The following is a 23,752-nucleotide window of genomic DNA, read 5'->3' as shown; positions in this document are numbered from 1 at the left end:
TGGGGCCGACCGGTGGCTGTCCAGAAGCCAGTCGAAGCGCTTCGACAGCGGGACTCCGCTTTCGCCCGGCCGCGCACCGGCCGGCGAGCGCTCGCGGTCTCCGTGCCGGTGCACGCGGGGTCAGGCCAGTTCGCCGAGCACCTCCCAGGTCCGCAGCCGGGACTCCTCGCCGTCCACCTCGGTGCCGGTGACGACCACGTCGGTGGCGCCCGCCTCGCGGTAGCGGCGGACGGCGTCCGTGAGGTCCTTCTCGTCGCCGGCGACCGCCAGGTCGGCGGGGTGCCGGTGCCCGGAGAGCTCGACGACCCGGGCGTAGGACGGGATCCGCGCGTAGAAGGAGAGCTGTTCGTGCAGGCGCGGGCGCAGCGCCCGCGCGTCCCGGGTGACGACCCCGGGCACGAACGCGACGATCCGCGGCGCGGGCCGGCCCGCTTCCGCGGCGGCCCGGGTGACCTCGGGGACGATGTGCTCCTCCAGGGCGCGCGGGCCCGCGAGGTAGGGCAGGATGCCGTCGGCGAGCCGGCCGCTGACCCGCAGCGCCTGCGGGCCCATCGCCGCGACGAGCACCGGGACGGGCGGTTCGGCACCGGGCACACCGGAGGGCAGCGAGGTCCGCGCGGTGATCAGCTCGCCCGCGAAGTCGGCCTCTCCGCTCGCCAGCAACGGCCGCAGAGCGGTGAGGAATTCGCGCAGCCGCGCGACGGGGCGCTCGAAGGGCAGGCCGAGGGCGTCCTCGGCGAGGATCTTCGTGCCGAGGGCGATGCCGAGGTGGTAGCGCCCGCCGGTGGCCGCCTGGGCCGTCCGCGCCTGGCTCGCCACGAACAGGGGGTGGCGGCCGAAGACGGGGATCGCGGAGGTCCCCACGTGGATGTCGGGGACGGCGCGGCCGATGAGCGCCGCGACCGTCGGTGAGTCGTAGCCGAGGGTCTGGCCGAACCACAGCGAGGTGAGGCCGGACGCGCGGGCCTCCCGCGCCTGGCGCACGGCGTCGTCGATGAGCAGGTCGGTGCCGGTGGTGTCGAGTGTCACTCCCACAGTCATGACGGGGTGAACGCGGGCCCGCGGGCGCCCGATTCCTCCTGGACCGTGAACAGTTCATGTCGGCCGGCGACCACGGGCGGGGGGCCCGGGCAGGCGCCGCGGGCGCCGTCGCCCGCCACGCGGGAGCGCCGTCGCCCGCATTCGTGTCACGCGCCCTGCGCACGGCCGCGGCCGTGGTGTGCCGGAAATCTGCACAGCGTGGCCGCAGCGCAGTCACGAGGGTTCACAGAACTCCATTGCGCAGGGCGGACAATGAATCCCATTACTGCGTGAGTGTCCATTTTGCTGAAAGTGGTCCCGCCCTTCGCGCAATTCACTCGGTGAAGCTTGTGAAGGAGCTGGACGCGGCCGGTGAAAAACCCTGCACCGCACGGTAATTGACCCCCCACATCCCTCCTGACCGGGGACCTTCCGATTGGCTGTGCGAAGCGTCGCCGTGCTTTGATCCTCGGCACCGCAGGACAGCACGGATTCGGCGCCACCGATTCCGGGGCGTGTTCCGCGTTTTTCGAATTACCCAGTTACCACTGAGAAGGGCGGCTCTCCTCATGAGCAACACCCCCCAGGTCCAGACCCTCGAGATCTCCGACGCCGAGCTGGACAACGTCTCCGGCGGCCTCGTCGGCGGCCTCGTCTCCAACGTGACCGGCACCGCCGACTCGATCGCCCCGGTCTCGGGCGTCGTCGCGGGTGTCACCGGCACGGTCGAGGGCCTGACCGGCGTCAACGTCGGTGCCGTCACGGGTCTGGCCACCGGTCTGGTCGCCGGCCTCTGAGCCGGACCTCAACGGTCACGCCGCCGCCGACCTGACCGGCGACGGCCCCCCAAGGCCTCGGGACCACTGGTCCCGGGGCCTTCGGGCGCGTCCGGGCCCCCGCGGGCCCGGCCTTGAGCAACGTAAGGGAAACAGCGCGTGCAGTTCCGCCAACAGGCCCTCAGCAAGCTGCAGTCACCGCAGGAGCTCGATCTGCCGGTGCGCCTCGCACGGCCGCAGGGGGTGCTCGCCCTCGCCGTGACCGTCGTCGTCATGGCCGCCGCCTGCGTATGGGCCGTGACCGGTTCGGTGAACTCGACGCTGAAGGCGAGCGGCATCCTCACCTACGGCCGGGGCAGTTACGTCCTGCAGACCCCGGTCACCGGCCAGGTCACCCGCGTGTACGTGACAGAGGGGCAGCGGGCCGCGGCGGACGCGCCCCTGCTCAAGATCCGTACCGAGCAGGGCGACCGGGTGGTGCGCGCCATCGACGCGGGCCGGGTCACCGCGCTCGTCGCCCGGATCGGCGCGGTCGTCACCACCGGCGCGGACGTCGCGACCCTGGAGAAGACCTCCTCGGCGCACGATCCGCTGCTCGCGATGGTCTACGTGCCCGCGACCGGCGCGGCGACCGTGCCGGCCGGTGCCCGGGTCGACCTGACGGTGCCCGGCACCCAGGACCACGGGGTGCTGCGCGGCCGGGTCAAGGCGGTGGGCCGCGCGCCGCAGACCCGGCGCCAGGTCACCGACTTCCTCGGGGACGGCGAACTGGCCGCGCAGTTCACCCGGGGCGGGCCCCGCGTGCCGGTGCTCGTCCAGCTGACCAGGGACGCGGCCACGAAATCCGGTTACGCCTGGTCGACGGCGGACGGACCGCCCTACCCGCTCACCTCCATGACCCCGGCCTCCGGCGCCGTGCACCTCGCCGCGCAGCGCCCGATCGATTGGCTGCTGCCGTGACCGCCACCTCGCTCCCGCCCGCGGGCCACCGCCAGGGCCGCCGCCGGGCTCGCCCCGCTCCCCCGCCGCCCAGGCGCCGCAAGAAGGTGCGCACCCCGACGGTGCTCCAGATGGAGGCCGTCGAGTGCGGCGCCGCCGCCCTCGGCATGGTCCTGGCCCACCACGGCCGGCACGTCCCGCTGGAGGAGCTGCGGATCGCGTGCGGCGTCTCCCGGGACGGCTCGCGCGCCAGCAACCTGCTGAAAGCGGCCCGCGGTTACGGCCTGACCGCCAAAGGCATGCAGATGGAGACGGCGGCCCTCGCCGACGTGCAGGGCCCCGCGATCCTGTTCTGGGAGTTCAACCACTACGTCGTCTACGACGGCATGGGGCGGCGCTTCGGGCGGCGCGGCGTGCACCTCAACGACCCGGACAAGGGCCGCCGGTTCGTCGCCACAGAGGACTTCGACACCAGCTTCACGGGCGTGGTCCTCGTCCTGGAGCCGGGTGCGGACTTCCGGCCCGGCGGGCGCCGCCCCGGCGTGCTGCGCGCCCTGCCCGGACGGCTGCGCGGCACCACCGGCACCATGCTCGCCGCCCTCCTCGCGAGCCTGCTCCTGGTCGCCGTGGGCGCTGCGGTGCCCGCGCTCAGCAAGACGTACATCGACCTGTTCCTGATCGGTGACCAGACCTCGCTGCTCGGCGCGCTCTTCGCGTCGATGGGCGCCATGGTGGCGCTGACCGGCGTCCTGACCTGGCTGCAACAGGCGAACCTGCTGCGCGGGCGGATCATCTCCTCGACGCTGAGCAGCGCCCGCTTCTTCCGGCACCTGCTGCGCCTTCCGGTGTCGTTCTTCGCGCAGCGCAGCCCGGCCGACCTCGTCCAGCGCCTCCAGTCCAACGACGCGGTCGCCGAGACCCTGGCCCGCGACCTCACCGCGGCCGGCGTCGACGGCGTCGTCGTGCTGTTGTACGCGGCGCTGCTGTGGACGTACGACCCCCAGCTGACGATGGTCGGGGTCGGGATCGCGCTGCTGAACGTGGTGGCGATGCGGATCGTCGTGCGGCTGCGCGCGACCGGTACGCAGAAGCTGCGGGCGGACTCCGCGCGGCTGACCAACACCTCGTACACCGGGCTTCAGTTGATCGAGACGATGAAGGCGACCGGCGGCGAGAACGGGTACTTCCGGCGGTGGGCGGGGCAGCACGCGACGACGCTGGAGGAGCAGCAGAAGCTCGGGGTGCCGAGCGCGTGGCTCGGGGTCGTCGCGCCGACGCTGGCCGCGCTGAACAGCGCGCTGATCCTGTGGATCGGCGGGCTGCGCGCCGTGGAGGGCCACCTGTCGGTGGGGCTGCTCGTCGCCTTCCAGGCGCTGGTCACCCGGTTCACCGCGCCGATCACCCGGCTCAACGGGGTCGCGGGCCGCGTCCAGGACTTCGCGGCCGACGTGGCCCGGCTGAAGGACGTGGAGAACTTCCCCGTCGACACGCTGTACGCGCGTCCGGAGGCGGCGGCGAGCACGCGCCGGCTGCGCGGCCATGTCGAGCTGGACGCCATCACCTTCGGCTACAGCCCGCTGGACAAGCCGCTCCTGTCGGGGTTCTCGCTGACGGTCGGCCCCGGCCAGCAGGTGGCGCTGGTCGGCGGCTCCGGCAGCGGCAAGTCGACCGTCTCGCGGCTGATCTCCGGTCTCTACACACCGTGGGAGGGCGTCATCCGCATCGACGACCGGCGCCTGGACGACATCCCGCGCGGCGCTCTCGCCGCGTCCGTCTCCTTCGTCGACCAGGACGTCTTCCTCTTCGAGGGCACGGTCCGCGACAACGTGGCGCTGTGGGACCCCTCGATCCCGGACGAGGCGGTCGTCGACGCGCTGCGCGACGCGTGCCTGTACGACGTGGTGGCGCGGCGGCCCGGCGGGCTGCACAGCCGCGTCGAGCAGGACGGCCGGAACTTCTCCGGCGGCCAGCGCCAGCGCCTGGAGATCGCGCGGGCCCTGGTGCGCCGCCCCAGCATCCTCGTCCTCGACGAGGTGACGAGCGCGCTGGACGCCGAGACCGAACAGATCGTCATGGACAACATCCGGCGGCGCGGCTGCGCGTGCGTCGTCATCGCGCACCGGCTGAGCACCGTGCGCGACAGCGACGAGATCGTGGTCCTCGACCACGGCCAGATCGTCGAGCGGGGCCGCCACGAGCAGCTGGTGGCGGCCGGCGGGCCCTACGCCGAGCTGGTCAGGGAGCACTGAAGTGACCTACACACAACCGGAGTTCACTCCGCACGCCGCCTCGGACCAGGTGGTCGCCGCGTTCGGCGGGCTCGGGGCGCCGGTCGACTGCACGGGGCTGCGCAGCCTGCCGCTGGAAGGGCCGCAGGTGCTGTGGCTCGTGGTGGACGGCGCGCTCGACCTCTTCGCGGTGGACGCCCACGCCCAGGGCCACTGGCACTTCCTGGGCCGCCTGGAGCCGGGCACGCTGCTGCTCGGCCCCGTCGAGGGCACCCAGCACACGCTGGTCGGGCGGCCGCTCGCGGGCTGTGTGCTGCGCCGGGTCCCGCTGCGCGAGCTGCCGTACTCGCCGCCCACCCACGAGGGCGCGTACGACATGGCGTGGAGCCTGCTGGAGGAGGCGTTCGCGCTCGGCGTCGGTCGCGGCCAGCGCGTGCTGTTCGAGGCGCCGCTCGGCGACCGGGCCGGGCACACCGCGGACCACGAGATCACCGGCGACGACGACGTGCTGTGGCCCCAGCTCGCCCCGGGCAGCGTGCGGTACGGGGCCGCCTATGCCGCCGACGCCGCCGCCGATCTGCTGATGGACGGCGCGCTGTGGCAGCGGATGGTGAACCAGCAGTACCGGCTGCTGTCCACGCTCGACCGGTGGATCGAACGGCTGGAGAGCGCGCACGAGGACCGGGCGGCGGCCGGCATCCGTGCGGGCGAGGCTGTCCGGGAGCAGGCCGACCGGACCCTGCTGGCGTCGATCGGCCCGCGCGGGCGGCGCGGCCGCGGGACGCGGGGCGGGGCCGACGCGACGTACGCGGCCTGCAAGGTGGTGGCGGACGCGTCCGGGATCACGCTGGCGGAGCCGGGGCGCGGCGGCGCGGTCAGCGACCGGATCGACCCGGTCGAGCAGATCGCGGTCGCCTCCCGCATCCGTACCCGCCCGGTCCGGCTCGTGGGCGCCTGGTGGCGCCAGGACACGGGGCCGCTGGTCGGCTTCCGGGCCGCTTCCGGGACGCCGGTGGCGCTGCTGTGGCGGCGCGGCGGCTACGAGGCCGTCCACCCCTCGGGCGAGCGGCGCACCCGCGTCGACGAGGACACCGCGGAGGACTTCGAGGAGCGGGCCGTGATGCTCTACCGGCCGCTTCCCGAAGGGGAGTTGTCGCCCTGGCGCCTCGCCCGGTTCAGTCTGCGCGCGGCGGCCTCCGACGTCCGCAGGCTGTTGCTCGCGGGCCTGGTGACGGTGGGGCTCGGCGCGCTGGTGCCGGTCGCGACGGGGCAGGTCCTCGGCACGTACGTACCGACCGCGCAGACGAGCCTGATCACCCAGGTCTCGCTGGCCGTGGTCGTCACCAGCGTGGTCTCCGCGGTCTTCATGCTGGTGCAGAACGTGACGGTGCTGCGGGTCGAGGGCCGGGTGGAGAGCGTGCTGCAACCGGCGGTCTGGGACCGGCTGTTGCGGTTGCCGACGCGGTTCTTCGCGGCGCGCTCCACGGGCGAGCTGGCCAGTGCCGCCATGGGGATCAGCGCGATCCGCAGACTGCTGTCCGGGGTGGGCCCCGTCGCCGCGCAGTCGGTGACGATCGGCGCGATGAACCTGGTGATGCTCCTCTGCTACAGCGTGCCGCTGGCGCTGGCCGCGCTCGGCATGCTGGTGGTCGTGGCGGGCGTCTTCCTCACGCTCGGGCTGTGGGAACTGCGCTGGCAGCGGCGCCTGGTGGAGCTGGGCAACAAGCTCAACAACCGGGCCTACCAGACGCTGCGCGGGCTGCCGAAGCTGCGGGTCGCCGGGGCGGAGAGCTTCGCGTACGCGGCGTGGGCCAAGGAGTTCGCGCACAGCCGCGAGCTGCAGCGCCGGGCGGGCCGCATCAAGAACGTGACGACGGTCCTCAACTCCGTCTACCTCCCGCTCTGTTCCCTCGTGATGTTCATGCTGCTCGCGGGTCCCGCGCGCGGGAGTCTGTCGGCGGCCTCGTTCCTCACGTTCAACACCGCGGTGACGATGCTCCTGACCTCGGTGACGCAGCTGACGGGTGCGCTGATCTCGGCGGCGGCGGTGCTGCCCATGTACGAGCAGATCAAGCCGGTCCTCGACGCGGAGCCCGAGGTGCGCGGCTCCGCGACCCAGCCCGGCGAGCTGACCGGCGCCCTGGAGGCGCGCGGCCTTTCCTTCCGCTACACCGACGACGGGCCGCTGGTCCTCGACGACGTCTCCCTCGCGATCCGGCCCGGCGAGTTCGTGGCGGTGGTAGGCGAGAGCGGCTGCGGCAAGTCGACGCTGCTGCGCCTGCTCATCGGCTTCGACGCTCCCACGTCCGGCAGCGTCCTGTACGACGGCCAGGACCTCGCGGCGCTCGACCAGGCGGCGGTGCGGCGCCAGTGCGGGGTGGTCCTGCAGAACGCGCAGCCGCTGACCGGGTCCGTCTACGACTGCATCTGCGGCGCCGAGTCGTTCACCCAGGAGGAGGCGATGGCGGCGGCGGAGATGGCCGGTCTCGCCGAGGACATCAAGCGGATGCCGATGGGGTTGCACACGATGATCGCGGGCGGCGGGGCGATCTCCGGCGGGCAGCGCCAGCGCCTGATGATCGCGCAGGCGTTGATCCGCCGCCCGCGCGTCCTCTTCTTCGACGAGGCGACGAGCGCGCTGGACAACGAGACCCAGCGCATCGTCATCGACAGTACGCGCGCGCTGCACGCGACCCGCGTCGTGATCGCGCACCGCCTCTCCACGGTGCTGGACGCGGACCGGGTGGTCGTCATGTCGGGCGGCCGCGTCGTCCAGCAGGGCGCTCCGGCGGAGCTGCTCGCGGACACCGGCGGGCGGCTGCACGAGCTGGTGCGGCGGCAGATGGCGTGAGACCCGGCGCGGGCGGCCGCACCCGGCCCGGTGCGGGCGGCCGACACGCTGGGGCGGCGTGCGATGAGTTACGCGTGGTCCGGCGGTCACTCTTGCGGTACGCATGACGCCTGCTGTCCGCAGTTGCCTGCCATCGCCTGTTCCAGGTTCCAGAAGGGTGACCCCGATGTCCGAGACCGCTTTGCGTGATGTTCTGGCCCCGCACGTCGACAAGGGGCCCCTGCCGGGCGCCGTGGGGCTGGTGGCCCGCGGCGACCGGGCCGAGGTCGTGGCCGTCGGGCACGCCGACGCCGAGGGCACGACGCCCCTCGCGCGGGACTCCGTCTTCCGTATCGCCTCCCTCACCAAGCCCGTCACGGCGGCGGCGGTGATGATCCTGGTGGACGAGGGCCGCCTCGCCCTCGACGCGCCGATCGGGCACTGGCTGCCCGAGCTGGCCGCGCCCGACGTGGTGCGGGACCCGGCGGGCCCCGTCGAGGACGTCGTGCCGGCCGTCCGCCCGATCACGGTGGAGGACCTGCTGACGTTCCGCGCCGGGTGGGGCTTCCCGGCCGACTTCTCGCTCCCCGCCGTGCAGCCGGTCTTCGCGCTGATGGACCCGCAGGCGCCGCAGCGCGTGCCGGAGCCGGACACCTGGCTCGCCGCGCTCGGCCGCGTCCCGCTGCTGCACCAGCCGGGCGAGGCGTGGCTCTACAACACGTGCTCCGACATCCAGGGCGTGCTGATCTCACGGGTGACGGGCCGGTCCCTGCCGGACTTCCTCGCCGAGCGGATCTTCGAGCCGCTCGGCATGCGCGACACCGGCTTCGAGGTCCCCGCCGCCTCCCGCCCCCGCTTCACCAGCGCGTACGTGCCCACCGCCGAAGGGGGCGCGGAGCGCGTCGACACCCCGGACGGGCAGTGGAGCAGTGCGCCCGCCTTCCCTTCCGGCGCGGGCGGGCTCGTGTCCACGGTGGACGACTGGTGGGCGTTCGCCCGCATGCTGCTCGACGGCGGCGGGCCCGTGCTCTCCGCGGAGTCGGTGCGGCTCATGACGACGGACCACCTGAGCGCGGCCCAGCGCGCGGCGAGCGAGCTGTTCACGCTCGGCTCGGGCTGGGGGTTCGGCGGCTCCGTGGACGTCGAGCGCCGCGAACCGTGGAACGTGCCGGGCCGCTACGGCTGGGTCGGCGGCTCCGGCACGGCGGCCCACCTGACGCCCTCGACCGGCACGGTGACGATCCTGCTGACCCAGCTGGCACTGACCGGCCCCTCGCCGCTGCCGCCGGTCATGCGCGACTTCTGGGCGTACACGGCGTAAGGGCCGCGGCAGCCCGCCTCAGCCGTCCTGCCCGTCCCCGCCGTCCTGCCCGTCTCCCGCCAGGACCCGGGCCCGGCACTGCGCCGGTGTGCCCCACGCGCCGCGCAGCGCTCCGGCCTTGGTCAGCCACAGGCTCAGGTCGAACTCGGCGGTGTAGCCGAGCGCACCGTGCAACTGGAGCGCGGTGCGGACCGCCGTGCGGGCGGCCTCGCCCGCGGCCACCTTGGCGGCGGCCAGGTCGGCCGGGCGCATCGTCAGGGCCGCGCCGAAGACCAGCGGACGGGCGAACTCCAGGGCGATCAGAGTGTCGGCGAGCCGGTGCCGCACGACCTGGAACGCGCCGATCGGCCTCCCGAACTGCGTGCGGCCGCGGACGTGGGCGACCGTGCGGTCGAGCAGGGTCCGGCCGACGCCCAGGGCCTGGGCGGCGGTGGCGAGCCGGGCCAGGCCGGCGGCGCGGCGGGCCGCTTCCCGCACGGCCGGCCCCGCGGCGAGCAACTCGCCGCCGGGCAGGGGCTCGGCGTACCGGCGGGCCGCGTCGAGGCCGGGGCGCGGCGGCCCGTGGCCGGGGGCGGCCCGCAGGGTCCAGGGGGCGCCGTCCGCCACGACCAGCAGCGCGTCGGCCGCGTCCGCGTCCAGCAGGTACGGGCCCGCGCCCGGCACCGTGAGCGTGGCCAGGGCGTCCCCGGTGAGGACCGTGCCCAGCAGGTCCGTGCCCGCGTCGCACAGACCCGCGCACAGGGCCGCGGCCGCCACCGACTCCGCGTACGGGCCCGGCGCGGCGCTGCGCCCCAACTGTTCGAAGGCGACGGCGAGTTCGACGGGCCGTACACCGACGCCACCGCACGTCTCGGGGACGGCGAGCGTGAACAGGCCGCAGCCGGCGACGCGGCGCCACAGGGCGCGGCCGGGTCCGGCATCGCCCGCCGCCCAGGCGCGCGCCGCCGCCGGTACGTCCGCCGCGCCGAGCAGCGCGTCGAGGGTGCGGGCGAACTCCCGCTGCCCGGCGTCGAGGAGAAAGCGCATCAACGCCGCCCCTTCGGCAGGCCCAGCAGCCGTTCGGCGATGATGTCGCGCTGGATCTCGTTGGTCCCGGCGTAGATCGGCCCGGCCAGGGAGAAGACGTACCCCTCGGCCCACCGGCCGTCGGCCAGCGCGCCGTCCGGTCCGTCGAGTTCGAGGGCCGTCTCGTGCAGGGCCAGGTCGTACTCGGACCAGAAGACCTTGTTCAGGCTGGACTCCGCGCCGAGGTCCTGTCCGTCGAGGACGCGCGAGGCGTGGGCCCAGGTGAACAGCGCGTAGGCGCGGGCGCCGATCACGGCGTCGGCGACCCGGTCCCGCACCGCGGTGCCGCCCGGCTCGCCCGCGGCCCGCCACTGCCGCACCAGCTCCGCGGCGCTCGCCAGGAACCGGCCGGGCGAGCGCAGGGTCAGGCCGCGCTCGCTGCCGGTCGCGGACATGGCGATGCGCCAGCCCTGGCCGGGCTCGCCGATCACGTCGGCGTCGGGCACGAACACGTCGTCCAGGAAGAGTTCCGCGAAGGCGGGCTTGCCGTCGAGGCGGGCGATCGGCCGGACGGTGACGCCGGGCGCGCGCAGGTCGAACATGAGGTAGGTGAGCCCGTGGTGCGGCTTGTCGGTCCGCAGGGTGGCGGGGTCGCTGCGGAACAGGCCGAAGGCCCGGTCGGCGAAGGCGGCCCGCGACGACCACGTCTTCTCGCCGTTGAGCAGCCAGCCTCCCGGTGCGCGACGGGCTGTCGCGCGCAGGGAGGCGAGGTCGGAGCCGGCCTCGGGCTCGGACCAGGCCTGCGCCCAGACGGTCTGGCCGCTCGCCATGGGCGGCAGGATCCGCGCGCGCTGCTCCTCGGTGCCGTAGTCGAACAGGGTCGGCGCGAGGAGGCTGATCCCGTTCTGTGTGACGCGGCCGGGCGCCTTCGCCGCGTAGTAGGCCTCTTCGAAGAGCAGCCACCGGACGAGCCCGGCGTCCTGTCCGCCGTACCGCGCGGGCCAGGAGACGACGGACCAGCGGTCGGCGGCCAGCGTGCGCTCCCACTCCCGGTGCGCGGCGAACCCCTCTTCGGTCTCCAGCGAGGGCAGTGGCACGGCCGGCACGTGGGCGGTGAGCCAGGCGCGCGCCCGCTCCTGGAACGCCGCGTCCTCGGCGTCGATCGTCAGGTCCATCGGACTCGCGCCTCCGTCTCGCCTGCTTCCCTAACAAGTGTTTGGTAGATTAGCCTCCGGGTCGGAGCTCCGTCGAGATGTCGTCGCCCGCTGCCCCTGGAGGTACGCGCATGAGCACGCCGCCGCCCTACCTACCGGCTCACCGGCTCCTCACGGGACGGACCGCGGTGATCACCGCGGCGGCCGGGGCGGGGATCGGCGGGGCGACCGCCCGCCGGTTTTTGGAGGAGGGCGCGCGGATCGTCGTCGGGGACGCGCACGCGCGGCGCACGGCCGAGACCGTGGCGGTCCTCACCGAGGAGTTCGGCGCGGACCGGGTGGCGGGCACCCCCTGCGACGTGACCGACGAGGAGCAGGTGCGGGCGCTGTTCGCGCTCGCCGAACGCGTCCACGGCGGCTTGGACATCGTGGTGAACAACGCCGGCCTGGGCGGGACGGCCGCACTCACCGAGATGACCGACGAGCAGTGGGCCAGGGTCATCGATGTCACGCTGACCGGCACGTTCCGCTGCACCCGGGCGGCGCTGCGGCTGATGACGGCGGCCGGGCGGGCGGGCGTGATCGTCAACAACGCCTCCGTGCTCGGCTGGCGCGCCCAGGCCGGGCAGGCGCACTACGCCGCCGCCAAGGCCGGGGTGATGGCGCTGACCCGCTGCGCCTCCGTCGAGGCGGCCGGCCACGGCATCCGGGTCAACGCGGTCGCGCCGAGCCTCGCCCTCCACCCGCACCTGGTGAAGGTGACCTCGCCGGAGGTGCTGGAGGAGCTGACCGGCCGGGAGGCGTTCGGCCGGTACGCGCAGCCGTGGGAGGTCGCCAACGCGATCGTCTTCCTGGCCAGCGGCTACTCCTCGTACCTGACGGGCGAGGTGCTCTCCGTCAGCGACCGGCACGCCTGAGTGCCACCGTCCCCTCCACGCACGAGCCCGCCACTACCCCACCTGAGGAGTCGACCATGTCCGAGGCGTACATCGTGGACGCCGTGCGCACCCCGGTGGGCCGGCGCGGCGGCGGTCTGTCCGCCGCACACCCCGCCGACCTGGGCGCGCACGTGCTCACGGCGCTCATGGCACGCACCGGCGTCGACCCGGCCGCCGTGGACGACGTCGTCTTCGGCTGCCTCGACACCGTCGGTCCGCAGGCCGGTGACATCGCGCGCACCTCCTGGCTCGCGGCCGGGCTGCCCGAGGAGGTGCCGGGCGTCACGGTCGACCGGCAGTGCGGCTCCTCGCAGCAGGCCGTGCACTTCGCGGCGCAGGGCGTGCTCTCCGGCACGCAGGACCTCGTGGTCGCGGGCGGCACGCAGAACATGTCCATGATCCCGATCGCGTTCGCCTCCCGGCAGGCCGCCGCGCCGCTGGGCCTGACCGAGGGCCCGTTCGCGGGCAGCGCGGGCTGGCGTGCCCGCTACGGCACCCGGCCGGTCGACCAGTTCCACGGCGCCGAGCTGATCGCCGACAAGTGGGGCCTCTCGCGGGACGCCATGGAGGAGTGGGCGCTGCGCTCGCACGAACGGGCCGTCCGCGCCCTCGACGAGGGGCGCTTCGCGCGCGAGACCGTCCCGTACGGCGGCGTCGGCGCCGACGAGGGCCCGCGCCGGGACACGACCCGGGAGAAGATGGCGGCGCTCGCCCCCGTCGTGCCGGGCGGCACGATCACGGCGGCGTGCTCCTCGCAGGTGTCGGACGGCGCCGCCGCGCTGCTCCTCGCGTCCGAACAGGCGGTGCGCGACCATGGGTTGACACCGCGCGCCCGCGTCCACCACCTCTCGGTCCGCGGCGAGGACCCGATCCGGATGCTGTCGGCGCCGATCCCCGCCACCGCCCACGCGCTGAAGAAGACGGGCCTGCCGCTCGACGCCATCGACCTGGTGGAGATCAACGAGGCGTTCGCCCCGGTGGTCCTCGCCTGGCTGAAGGAGACCGGCGCCGACCCGGCCCGGGTCAACGTGAACGGGGGTGCCATCGCCCTCGGCCACCCGCTGGGCGCGACGGGCGCGAGGCTGATGACGACGCTGCTGCACGAACTGGAACGCACGGGCGGCCGGTTCGGGCTGCAGACGATGTGCGAGGGCGGCGGCCAGGCGAACGTGACGGTCATCGAGCGCTTGTGAGCCCGCGCCCGTGACCGCGGCGCGGCCGGGACGGCTCCGGGCGGGCTTCTGCCGACTGCCCCGGCCGCGGGCCGGTGACCCCGGGGCCGCGCTCACGCGCCCGTGGGCGCGAGCCCCTGACCGCGGGGCAGACCGCCGAGCGGTCCGCCGAGGGCCGGCGGGCCCGGGCCGGCTACCGCCGCCCCCAGGGGCCTACCCCGGCCGCAGGCCCTCCAGCGTTCGCCGCGCGTCCGCCACGATCCGGTCCACAAGTTCGTGGCACGACGGCAGGTCGTCGATGACGCCGGCCACCTGACCGGCGGCCATCACTCCGCCCCGCGGATCGCCGTCCACCATCGCGGACCTGAGCAGCATCGGCGTGTTGGCCGCCAGCAGCACCTGGCTCCACGACAGGTCCTTGCCGTGCTTGAGCGCGCGGCCGTCGCGGACCATCCGAGGCCAGCCGAGGCCGGACACCGTGCGGAAGGCGGCCGCGTGCCGGACCGCGCGCAGCAGGGCGGCGGGCCGGCTTGCCCGTTCGAGTGCGGTGACGAGTTCGCTGCGCAGCATCCGGTGCGGCAGCCCGTCGACGGCGGTGGTGACGGTGATGTCCCGCACGCCCGCGGCCAGATAGCGGTCCTTGACGGCGGCGGGCACGGGCGAGTCGGAGGTGAGCAGGAAACGGGTGCCCATGGCGATGCCGGCGGCGCCGTAGGCGAGCGCGGCGACCAGCCCCCGGCCGTCGTAGAAGCCGCCCGCGGCGATCACCGGGATGTCGACGGCGTCGACGACCTGCGGCAGCAGCACGGTCGTCGCCACGGCGCCGGTGTGGCCGCCGCCCTCGCCGCCCTGGACGACGACCGCGTCGGCGCCCCACGCGGCGACCTTCTCGGCGTGCCGGCGGGCCCCGACGGAGGGGATGACGACGACGCCGGCGTCCTTCAGCTCGGCGATCAGCTCCTTGGAGGGGGCGAGCGCGAAGGACGCCACCTTCACACCCTCGTCGACGATGATCCGTACGCGCTCGCGGGCGTCCCCCGCGTCGGCCCGCAGGTTGACCCCGAACGGCCGGTCGGTGCGGGACTTCACCTCCCGTACGGCGGAACGGAGTTGCTCGACCGTCATGGTCGCGGAGGCGAGTACGCCGAGCGCGCCGGCGGCGGCGGACGCCGAGACGAGCCGGGGTCCGGCGACCCAGCCCATGCCGGTCTGCACGATCGGGTGGCGGACGCCGGTGAGGTCGGTGAGCGCCGTCCGGAAGACCGGCGGCGCCGCCCCACCGCTCACGCGGGCACCTCCCGGCGGCGGAGCCCCGTCGGGTCCAACTCCTCACGGATCAGGCGCAGTTCTGCGGCTGTCGGCGCGCGCGTGTACGGGATGTCGCCGGGCAGCACCAGCGTGAACCCGGTCGCCTCGCGTACCTCCTCGACGGTGACGCCGGGGTGGAGCGAGGCGAGGCGCATCGCGTGGTCCGGGGTGGCGAAGTCGAGGACGGCGAGGTCGGTGACGACGCGGGGCAGGTGATGGAAGCGGGTCGCGGACGGCCCGGCCGCGGCGGCGCTGTCGTAGCCGACGCCGCTGACCATGTCGACCGCGGGCACGAAGACCCGGCGGCTGTGCCGGGGCACCCAGTAACTCACCGGATGGTTGAGCGTGTTGACGGGTGCGCCGCGCACTCCGAGGAGCTGCCGGCCGGGTTGCCGCCAGTCGCCGATGCAGGAGATGTTCTGGTTGCCGTACCGGTCGAGCTGGCTCGCGCCCATCATCACGTGCCGGCGGCCGCTCGCCACGAGTTCCAGGTGCTGGCGGTAGGGCAGCCAGCCCTCACACTCCCCGCCACCGTCGATCAGCAGGGCCTCGCCGTCGGTCAGCAGCAGCTCCGGCGCGAACGTGCGGCGGGCGAGCCGTGCCGCGATGCCGGGGATCAGGCCCATGGGGCTGGCGAGCAGCTCCCCGCTGCCGCGCCAGGCCTCCGCGCAGGCGATCACGCAGTACTCCGCGCGGGTCACGGTGGCGTCCGGCGTGGTGCTCACCGGCCCTCCCCGCCGTCGGTCTCCCGCCGCCACACCTCGACGGCGGCCTGGTACGCCTGCTCGTCGCCGTCGAGGAACCGCGCCCGGAACTGCGGGTACGGCGTGGTCGCGTACAGCTTCTGGAAGGGCTCGTCGCGCCCGTGGTCGGGGGCGCAGGAGGTGAAGTGCGCTCCGTTCGGCGCCTCGACGACGCCGCTGACCCGGTGCCGTTTGATCAGCAGCGACTGCGGGGGCCCGCCCTCAGCCAGCTCGGCCGTGTCCACGATCCGCTCGCAGGAGACGTACGCCTCCTCGGCGGCCCCGCAGAAGAGGTCGTCGAAGTACGGGTCGGGGCCCAGGTACTGGCCGTTGCCGGACCGGTCCGCGCGATTCAGGTGGACCAGCGCCGCGTCCAGGCGCAGGGCGGGCATCGCGACGAGCGTCTCGCCGTCCTCGTACGGTGAGGTGACCGTGCGCAGGCCGGGGTTGACGCGCATGACGTCCGAGCCGAGGCCGGCCCGCACGGGCAGGAACGGCAGCCGGTTCGCGGCGGCGCGCAGCCCCCACATGAACATCGCCTCGTCCACCTCCGTCAGCGCGATGCGGCCCGCTTCGCGCGCGGCGCGGAAGTGCGGCTCCAGCGGGATCGAGTCGAGCGTGGCGAACGGCGCCACCAGCCTGCGGATCTTGCCCGCGGCGGCCAGCAGGCCGACGTCCGGCCCCGCGTACGAGACGACGGTCAGTTCGGTCAGGTCGCTGCGGAGCAGGGCCCGCACCAGTGCCATGGGTTTGCGGCGCGAGCCCCAGCCGCCGATCCCGATGGTCATGCCGCTGCGCAGCCGGCCTGCCACGTCGTCGGCGGTGAGCGTCTTGTCCCTGCTCACGTCGTCTCCCTCGGGGCGGTCCCGAAGCCGGCGCGGACCCGGTCGGCGACACCGCTGAGGTTCGCCTCGAAGGTGAAGCCCTGTTCGTAGCGGTAACTGCGGTGGACGTCGACGGGGTCGATGCCGTTCAGGGCCGCCTTGGCGAGACGCAGCAGGTAGCCGTCCTTGCGAGCGATCTCGGTCGCCAACTCCACCGCCGCGTCTCTCAGTTGCGAGCGCGGTACGACGCTCCAGACCGAGCCGTGCGCGTGCAGCTCGGCGGCGGTGACGGTGCGCGAGGTGTAGTAGAGGGCGCGCATCAGGTGTTGCGGGACCAGCCGGGCGAGGTGGGTGGCGGCGCCGAGCGCGCCCCGGTCCAGCTCGGGCAGGCCGAACGTGGCGTCGTCGCTCGCCACGATCGCGTCCGCGGTGCCGACGAGCCCGATCCCGCCGCCGAGGCAGAAGCCCTGCACGGCGGCGACGACGGGCACCTCGCACTCGTAGACGGCGCGAAAGGCCGCCGCGCAGCCGCGGTTGGCTCCGATCAGCGCCGTGTGACCGCTGTCGCGCTGCATCTCCTTGAGGTCGACGCCCGCGTTGAAGCCGCGGCCGCACGCGGTGAGCAGCACGCAGCGCACGTCGGGATCGCGGCCGGCCGAGCGGACCGTGTCGGCGAGGTCGAACCACCCCTGCACGGGCAGGGCGTTGACCGGTGGGTAGTCGACGTCGACGACGGCGATCGCCCGGTCCGTCGGCGTGCCGTCCGCGTACGAGAGGGAGACAGGCATCGGCGCCTCCGCCACCTTCCAACCAAACGTTTGTTAGTCAGTAGACGGAAGGTAGCAGCGATGACCGGCGGACGACAGACGCCGTCGCGCCGCGGGGCTCAGTGCGCGGACGGATCCCGCTCGGACTCGTGCCAGCCGGCGTGCAGCGCCCGGTACTCCTCGGCGGTCACCTTCGGCACGTACGTCCCCGGCCCGTACATGGCCTTGGCGAGGCGCGCCCGCACCCGCTGGCGGGCGGTGAACTTCCGCGCCACGCCGTTCTCGTCGACGGGCGGCCCCAACTCGTAGGGCTGCGGCTGCTCGTGGACGTTCAGCGTGTACAACTCGGCGCGGGAGAGCGGCTCGTGCACCTCGATGAACTCCCCGTGGGGCAGCCGCTTGACGATGCCGGACTCGCGGCCGTGCAGGGACTTCGCCCGGTCGCGGCGTTGCAGCCCGGCGCAGACCCGTCTCGTGACGGTGAACGCGAGGGCGGGGACGACGAAGAAGCCGATCCGCACGGCCCAGGTGATGGCGTTGATGGACAGATGCAGGCGCACGGCCACGATGTCGTTGCCGCCGCCGACCAGGAGCACGGCGTACAGGGACAGCCAGGCGACGCCGAGGCCGGTGCGGACCGGGTGGTCGCGGGGCCGCTGGGCCAGATGGTGCTCTCGCCGGTCGCCCGTGACCCATGCCTCGACGAACGGGTACACCGCGATCACCGTCATGACCAGCGGGAAGAGCAGGAACGGGAGGAAGACGCCGAGCTGGACCGTGTGCCCCCAGGCGTTCAGCTCCCATCCCGGCATCACCCGGATCAGCCCTTCGGAGAAGCCGAGGTACCAGTCGGGCTGGGCGCCGGTCGTCACGAGGTCCGTCCGGTACGGTCCGAAGGCCCAGACGGGGTTGATCGTCGCGACCGCCCCCATCAGCGCGAGCACGCCGAAGACGAGGAAGAAGAAGCCGCCCGCCTTGGCCACATAGACGGGCAGCAGCGGCGCGCCCACCACGTTCTTCTCGGTGCGGCCGGGGCCCGCGAACTGGGTGTGCTTGTGGTAGAAGACCAGGATCAGATGGGCCACGACCAGGCCGAGCATGATGCCCGGCAGCAGCAGGATGTGGACGGGGTAGAGCCGGGCGATGAAGTCCTCGCCCGGGAACTCGCCGCCGAACAGGAAGAACGCCAGGTACGTGCCGACGACCGGCACGGACAGGATGGCGCCCTGCGCGAACCGCAGGCCCGTGCCGGAGAGCAGGTCGTCGGGGAGCGAGTAGCCGGTGAGCCCGGTGATGATCCCGAGCATCAACAGGGTCCAGCCGAAAAGCCAGTTGACCTCGCGCGGCTTGCGGAACGCGCCCGTGAAGAAGACCCGCATCATGTGCGCGAGCATCCCCGCGACGAAGACCAGCGCGGCCCAGTGGTGGATCTGCCGGATCAGCAGACCGCCGCGCACGTCCATGCTGATGTGGACCGTCGACTCGTAGGCCCGGGTCATCAGGACACCCCGGAGCGGTTCGTACGAGCCGTTGTAGACGACGTCGGCGTTGCTGGGCTCGAAGAAGAAGGTCAGGAACGTGCCGGTGAGGATGAGGATGAGGAAGCTGTAGAGGCAGATCTCGCCGAACATGAAGGACCAGTGGTCCGGGAAGACCTTGCGCACCTGGTCCTTGGCGAGCTGGTAGATGCCGAGCCGGCCGTCCGCCCAGTCGGCGAGCCGCTCCCCGCCGCTCGGGGGACGCGCCCGCCGGCGGTCGTCGTGGGTCCGATCGATGTCCTCGCTCATGCGACTCCCCCTCGAAGCCCGGTGAGGCCACCGCCAGGGTAGGCGCGTCGGAGTGAGCCCGACAGGGCGGAATCACTCCCCGTCCGTCGCCGCCGCTCCCGCCTCCACCTCTCGTTCCCCGTCCGCCTCCTGCGCCCCCTGCGCCTCCGCCGTCCGCGCCAGGGCGGCCTCCACGGTGGCGGTGTGCGCCCATGCGGCGCGGGCCGCCGCCTGCGGGTCGCGGCGCGCGATCGCGTCGGCCAGGTCGTCATGGGCGCAGGCGCCGGGCCGCTCGGGCTCCCAGGCCGGGAGCAGCGAGGCGATGCTGTCGCGTACCGACGCCGTGATGCTCTCGTACAGGTCGGTCATGAGCGGATTGCCGCTCGCGGCGACGACCGCCCGGTGGAAGGCGAGGTCCTGCTCCACGAAGACGGCCGCCTCGCCGTTCTCGTCCGCCCGGCGCCGGGCCAGCAGCGCGGACAGGATGCGGGCGAGGTCGTCCTCGCCCCGGTGCACGGCGGCGGCGGGCGCGGCTTCCCGCTCCAGGGCGAGGCGCACCTGAAGGACGTGCCGCAACTCGGCGCGGCGCAGCCGCCGTTGCAGCGCGGCGTTGAGATCGCTGGCCGCCCGCACGTACGTCCCGTCACCGCGGCGGGCCTCCAGCAGGCCGGTGTGGCACAGCGCCCGGACGGCCTCGCGCACCGTGTTGCGCCCCACCCCGAACGCCTCGACGAGCTGCCCCTCCGCCGGAATCCGGTCCCCGACGGCCCACTCCCCGTTCTCGATACGCCGTTCGATCCGCCCGATGGTCCGCTGGACCAGGGTGGCACCGGCCTGTGCTGCTTCGGACACGGTGGGCCTTTCCTGGAGGGGCATGGGTCACGGCGAGACCTCAAATATCCCATATTCGATGCCCCTGCGGCGGCGCTCTTCTCTTCATTGGCACCCAATAAGACCGCATCGACGGGATTCACTCACCCCAAACATGGGATGTTACGTTGGAACGCATGCCGCGCAACGCTGACCCCTCGACCCCCGCCGAGCCGCTCCTTACTACCGAAACGACCCGGCTCGTTCCCGCGCGGGCGGCGGGTGGGGTGCTGGCCGCGGGGGTCCTGCTCCTCGCGATGAACCTGCGGCCGGGCGTCGTGGCCGTCTCCCCCGAACTGGACGAGATCCGCGGCTCCACCGGGCTCAGCGGTTCGCTCGCCGGGCTGCTCACCACGCTGCCGATCCTCTGCTTCGGACTACTGGCCCCGTTCGCGGCGAAGCTGGCCCGGCGGATCGGCATGACGCGGGCGCTCGGCGCGATGATGGCCCTGCTCACCGCGGGCATCGCGGTGCGGCTCGCGCCCGGACTGCCGGCGCTCTTCGCGGGCACCGTCCTGATCGGTGCGGCGATCTCCCTCTCGAACGTGCTCGTCCCCAGCGTCATCAAGCGCCACTTCCACCAGCGCACCGGCCTGATGATGGGCCTGTACTCCGTCGCCCTGTTCTGCGGCGCGGCTCTCGCGGCCGGGGTGACGGTGCCGCTGGGCGACGCGCTCGGGCTCGGCTGGCGCGGGGCGATCGGTGTCTGGGCCGTGCTCTCGGCGCTCGCGTTCGTGTGCTGGCTGCCGCAGTTGCGCCGTGCGGACGTGCCGGCCGCCCCGGCCGGGCAGGCGGCCGACTCCCGTACGCCACTGCGCCGTTCGCGCCTCGCCTGGCAGATCACGCTGCTCATGGGACTGCAGTCCCTGGAGTACTACGCGTGCGCGGCCTGGATCCCCGCGATGCTCACCGACGAGGGCATGTCCAGTACGCAGGCCGGCTGGATGCTGTCCCTGATGAGCCTGGTCGGCATCGCGGGCTCGCTCGCCTTCACCGCGCTCGTCGGCCGGGCCGGCAACCAGGTGCCGTTCGCCCTCACCGGCACCGCGCTCTTCTTCGTCTCCCTGATCGGCCTGATCGTGGCACCGGTCGGCGGGGCCTACGCGTGGATGCTGATGCAGGGTTTCGGCTCCGGGCTGCTCATCAGTACGGCTCTTGCCGTGATCGTGCTGCGTGCCCCCGACGCGGGGCGGGCCGCCGAGATGTCCGGGATGGCGCAGGGGGTCGGGTATCTGCTCGCCGCGGCGGGTCCGTTCCTGCTCGGTGCGCTGCACGACGCGACGGGCGGCTGGACGGTTCCGCTGTCGCTGCTCGCCGTGGTGTGCGTGCCGATGGGTGTCGCGGGGGTCGGGGCCGGACGCGCCCGGCAGTTGGAGGCGTGAGGCCCAGGGCTTTGCCACTGCTACCGGTGCGGGGAGATAGGCTTTCGCGGCCGGGGGTCCGCTGGGGGCCGAGCCCGGCGCAAGTGAAGGCGCACTGACTCGATCCGGGGGTCTGCCGATGATGTTCGACGTGGGGGCGTGGATGACTGGTTCGCAGGTGCCGACCCGGGCTGCCGCCCGCCGGACGTGGTGACCGTCGTGGAGACCAACGGCGAGAGCGCCGCCCCGGACCGCACCAAGTCCCCGCTCCCGGTACGCCACCCCGACGCGTCCCGCCTCCACCCGGGCAAGCTCCACCCAAAACCCCGCCCCCAGCCCAACTCCGGCGCCGCGACGGAACGCCCGCACGTGCCGTCACCGGCTCAGCCCAACCCCGGAGCCCCCGGGGAGCACCCGTACGCGCAGTCTCCGGCCCAGCCCAACTCCGACGCTGCGACGGAGCGCCCGCACGTGCAGCCGCAGGCCCAGCCCAACTCCGGCGCCGCGCAGGAAAGCCCGCACGTGCCGTCACCGGCTCAGCCGAACCCCGGGACCACCGGGGAGCGCCCCCACACGCAGTCCCCGACCCAGCCCAACTCCGACGCTGCGACGGAGCGCCCGCACGTGCAGCCGCAGGCCCAGCCGACTCCTGGGGCCACCGGGAAGTACCCGCACACATCGTCACCGGCCCAGCCCAACTCCGACGCTGCGACGGAGCGCCCGCACACATCGTCACCGGCTCAGACGACTCCCGACTCCCCGGCGGGACTCCCGCACACGCCGTCATCGGCCCAGCCGAACCCCGGGACCACCGGGGAGCGCCCCCACACGCAGTCACCGGCCCAGCACAACTCCGACGCTGTGACGGACCCCTCACATACGCAGCCTCCGGACCAGCCGAACCCCGCGGCTTCGACTGAGCGCACACCCGCGCCGTCACCGGCCCAGCTGGCTGCTGAGGCCGCGACGGAACCCCCGCGCACGCAGCCTCCGGCCCAGCCGGACCCCGCGGTGGCGGACCGCACCGCGCCGGGTGCGTCCACCGATGCGACGGTGCCGCAGCCGCACACACCCCACCCCGTGGAGACCGCCCCGCAGCCACACGCGGACACCGCCGAGGGCACAGCCACGCCCGACGCAGCCTCGCAACCGCCCGTCGACGGCGCGCCCAACCCACGGCCCGTCCCGACAGCGCCGCCGGTGGACGTCACGGAACCCCCGGCGCCCCGCATAGACACACCCCAGGGGCCCCGGCCGACCCCCGCGCACCCGGCCCCGTCACATCCCGCGCCCTCCCCCGAGGAGACCGCCCCGCACTCCCGGCCCGCCACACCGCCCCGCACAACCGTTACGGCACCGCCTCCCCCCACCGACCTCACCCCGAGGCCGCTGCCCGGCACGCAGCCCCGTACAGACACCACGGGGACCACCTCGACCCCCCTCCCGGCACCGCAGCCCGCCCCCACCCACACGGTCGACACCACCGAACCCCAGGACCGCGCACCCGCACCCTCGGCACCCGGCCCCCAGGACGCGCCGCCGCTGCCCCCCGCACCGGGTACGTCCACCACCCCGCCGGTCGAAGACGCCCGCCCGGTGACCACCCCACCCCCCATGCCATCGGCCCCGCCCCCCACGCCCGCTCCCCCCGCGGCCAGCGGCTCCGTTCCGGTCGTCCGGCCCCGCCCGGGCATCGCCTTCCCCGCCCCCGAGCCCGTGCTCACCGTCGATCCCCGGCTCACGCAGGCCACGGGCAAGCCGCAGCACGGCGACTCGGTGGCCCGCAGGTCGGGCCGGTCGTTGCGCCGGATCGCCAGGCCGTCCGCGCAGGCGGGCGGCGAAGAGGCGCGCTGGGTACGGGAGTTGCAGTACCCGGTGACCAAGGGCCGGGTCATCGCGGTGACCTCGATCCGGGGCGGCGTCGGCAAGACCACCGCCGCCGCGCTCGTCGCCCGTACGCTCCAGCGCGTCCGCCAGGACCCGGTGCTGGCCCTGGAGGCGGACGCCGCCCTCGGCACGCTCGCGGTACGGCTCGGCGCCCAGTCGGTGCGCTGGTCCTGCGGCGAACTCGCCCAGATCCTCACGCCGTCGATGCATCTCCTCGACATCACCGGCTACTTGGTGCCCCTCCCCGACGGCGGCTGGCTGCTCCCCGCGAGCCAGGGCCGGGTCGGGCCGCCGCTGGACGTGCCGACCTACCGCACCGTCACCCTCGCGCTGCGCCGCCACTTCGCCATGACGGTCGTCGACTGCGAGACGCTGCCGGGCGACGTCGCGCGAACCGCCATGGACACCGCGCACGCCCGCGTCGTCGTCGCCCCGATGACGGCCGAGGGCGTCGGCGGCACCCGCGTCGTCCTGGACTGGCTGGCCGGCCTGCCGCACTCCACGCTGCCGTCCACCGTCGTGGCCCTCACCTCGGGCGCACCGGACCAGAACCTCGACCTGGCCGCGGCCACGGCCCACATCCGCGAGACCGGCGCGGGCGTCGTCCACCTCCCCTACGACCGCCACCTCGCGGCGGGCGGCCCGATCCGCACGGAGTTGCTCGCCTCGGCGACCCGGCGCGCGGCCGCGCACCTCGCGGCCGAGGCGGTGCAGCGGGCGGTGCGCAGCCAGTGAGCCCGCGGTGCGGGGTACCGCGCACCCCGTAGCCGCAGACACCCCGGAAACCGGCCCGACCGGCGACGGCCTACGCACCGTCCGCGCAAATGTCAAGCATTGACGTCC

At 74.0% G+C, this 23,752-nt stretch carries 18 protein-coding genes; 9 read left to right on the top strand and 9 right to left on the bottom strand.

The genetic code is table 11. The features are described from left to right. Positions 1–120: 120 nt before the first annotated feature. On the bottom strand, positions 121–1,041 hold the full coding sequence (locus ABZY33_RS14905; protein WP_356491964.1) for an LLM class F420-dependent oxidoreductase: 921 nt from the start codon (positions 1,039–1,041) through the stop codon (positions 121–123). 548 nt (positions 1,042–1,589) lie between these two features. On the opposite strand from ABZY33_RS14905, the gene ABZY33_RS14900 reads away from it, so the two are divergent. From ABZY33_RS14900 to ABZY33_RS14880, 5 genes are all read left to right on the top strand, one after another. Then, positions 1,590–1,817 (top strand): type A2 lantipeptide, encoded by a 228-nt coding sequence (locus tag ABZY33_RS14900; protein WP_356491963.1) that lies wholly within the window; start codon positions 1,590–1,592, stop codon positions 1,815–1,817. Between the two features lie 138 nt (positions 1,818–1,955). Further along, on the top strand, positions 1,956–2,756 hold the full coding sequence (locus ABZY33_RS14895; RefSeq protein WP_356491962.1) for an HlyD family efflux transporter periplasmic adaptor subunit: 801 nt from the start codon (positions 1,956–1,958) through the stop codon (positions 2,754–2,756). Next, positions 2,753–4,984 (top strand): NHLP family bacteriocin export ABC transporter peptidase/permease/ATPase subunit, encoded by a 2,232-nt coding sequence (locus ABZY33_RS14890; RefSeq protein ID WP_356491961.1) that lies wholly within the window; start codon positions 2,753–2,755, stop codon positions 4,982–4,984. The genes ABZY33_RS14895 and ABZY33_RS14890 overlap by 4 nt, the downstream gene beginning before the upstream one ends. Position 4,985: 1 nt before the next feature. Continuing rightward, positions 4,986–7,814, top strand: a complete 2,829-nt coding sequence (locus tag ABZY33_RS14885) for an NHLP bacteriocin export ABC transporter permease/ATPase subunit (protein ID WP_356491960.1) — start codon at positions 4,986–4,988, stop codon at positions 7,812–7,814. Between the two features lie 166 nt (positions 7,815–7,980). Then, on the top strand, positions 7,981–9,114 hold the full coding sequence (locus tag ABZY33_RS14880) for a serine hydrolase domain-containing protein (RefSeq protein WP_356491959.1): 1,134 nt from the start codon (positions 7,981–7,983) through the stop codon (positions 9,112–9,114). An 18-nt stretch (positions 9,115–9,132) separates the two neighbouring features. On the opposite strand, the gene ABZY33_RS14875 is transcribed toward ABZY33_RS14880, so the two are convergent. Both ABZY33_RS14875 and ABZY33_RS14870 read right to left on the bottom strand, forming a co-directional pair. Continuing rightward, positions 9,133–10,140 carry an acyl-CoA dehydrogenase gene (locus ABZY33_RS14875; protein ID WP_356491958.1) on the bottom strand — a complete coding sequence of 336 codons (1,008 nt, stop codon included), beginning with the start codon at positions 10,138–10,140 and terminating at the stop codon, positions 9,133–9,135. After that, positions 10,140–11,294 carry an acyl-CoA dehydrogenase family protein gene (locus ABZY33_RS14870; protein WP_356491957.1) on the bottom strand — a complete coding sequence of 385 codons (1,155 nt, stop codon included), beginning with the start codon at positions 11,292–11,294 and terminating at the stop codon, positions 10,140–10,142. Before ABZY33_RS14870 ends, ABZY33_RS14875 begins: the two co-directional genes overlap by 1 nt. A gap of 110 nt (positions 11,295–11,404) precedes the next feature. Here ABZY33_RS14870 and ABZY33_RS14865 point away from each other — a divergent pair, with 110 nt between their 5' ends. Next, a complete protein-coding gene (locus ABZY33_RS14865) occupies positions 11,405–12,190 on the top strand; it encodes an SDR family oxidoreductase (protein WP_356491956.1) in 786 nt (261 codons plus the stop codon). Between the two features lie 56 nt (positions 12,191–12,246). After that, entirely contained in the window at positions 12,247–13,404 is a 1,158-nt protein-coding gene (locus ABZY33_RS14860; RefSeq protein WP_356491955.1) for an acetyl-CoA C-acetyltransferase, read from the top strand. Positions 13,405–13,596: 192 nt separating this feature from the next. Here the strand turns inward: ABZY33_RS14860 and ABZY33_RS14855 are convergent, their stop codons facing one another. The 6 genes from ABZY33_RS14855 to ABZY33_RS14830 all read right to left on the bottom strand — a co-directional run bounded on the left by ABZY33_RS14855 (position 13,597) and on the right by ABZY33_RS14830 (position 19,643). Continuing rightward, positions 13,597–14,670, bottom strand: coding sequence for a nitronate monooxygenase (locus ABZY33_RS14855; RefSeq protein WP_356491954.1), 1,074 nt, complete (start codon positions 14,668–14,670; stop codon positions 13,597–13,599). After that, a complete protein-coding gene (locus tag ABZY33_RS14850) occupies positions 14,667–15,416 on the bottom strand; it encodes a CoA-transferase (protein WP_356491953.1) in 750 nt (249 codons plus the stop codon). The genes ABZY33_RS14855 and ABZY33_RS14850 overlap by 4 nt, the downstream gene beginning before the upstream one ends. Further along, entirely contained in the window at positions 15,413–16,279 is an 867-nt protein-coding gene (locus tag ABZY33_RS14845) for a CoA-transferase (protein ID WP_356491952.1), read from the bottom strand. Before ABZY33_RS14845 ends, ABZY33_RS14850 begins: the two co-directional genes overlap by 4 nt. Then, the gene (locus ABZY33_RS14840; protein WP_356491951.1) at positions 16,276–17,046 is read right to left on the bottom strand and encodes an enoyl-CoA hydratase family protein; all 771 of its coding nucleotides are present in this window, start codon (positions 17,044–17,046) and stop codon (positions 16,276–16,278) included. Before ABZY33_RS14840 ends, ABZY33_RS14845 begins: the two co-directional genes overlap by 4 nt. A gap of 98 nt (positions 17,047–17,144) precedes the next feature. Further along, positions 17,145–18,812 carry a cytochrome bc complex cytochrome b subunit gene (locus tag ABZY33_RS14835; RefSeq protein WP_356491950.1) on the bottom strand — a complete coding sequence of 556 codons (1,668 nt, stop codon included), beginning with the start codon at positions 18,810–18,812 and terminating at the stop codon, positions 17,145–17,147. A 72-nt stretch (positions 18,813–18,884) separates the two neighbouring features. Then, positions 18,885–19,643 (bottom strand): FCD domain-containing protein, encoded by a 759-nt coding sequence (locus tag ABZY33_RS14830; protein WP_356491949.1) that lies wholly within the window; start codon positions 19,641–19,643, stop codon positions 18,885–18,887. A 155-nt stretch (positions 19,644–19,798) separates the two neighbouring features. On the opposite strand from ABZY33_RS14830, the gene ABZY33_RS14825 reads away from it, so the two are divergent. Both ABZY33_RS14825 and ABZY33_RS14820 read left to right on the top strand, forming a co-directional pair. Next, positions 19,799–21,043 carry an MFS transporter gene (locus ABZY33_RS14825; protein WP_356491948.1) on the top strand — a complete coding sequence of 415 codons (1,245 nt, stop codon included), beginning with the start codon at positions 19,799–19,801 and terminating at the stop codon, positions 21,041–21,043. Positions 21,044–22,636: 1,593 nt separating this feature from the next. Beyond that, on the top strand, positions 22,637–23,644 hold the full coding sequence (locus ABZY33_RS14820) for a type VII secretion protein (RefSeq protein WP_356491947.1): 1,008 nt from the start codon (positions 22,637–22,639) through the stop codon (positions 23,642–23,644). The last annotated feature ends 108 nt before the right edge of the window (positions 23,645–23,752 follow it).

It is taken from the genome of Streptomyces sp. NPDC006552 (assembly GCF_040611655.1).
Taxonomy (GTDB): domain Bacteria; phylum Actinomycetota; class Actinomycetes; order Streptomycetales; family Streptomycetaceae; genus Streptomyces.
This window is presented reverse-complemented; position numbering and strand designations above follow the sequence as displayed.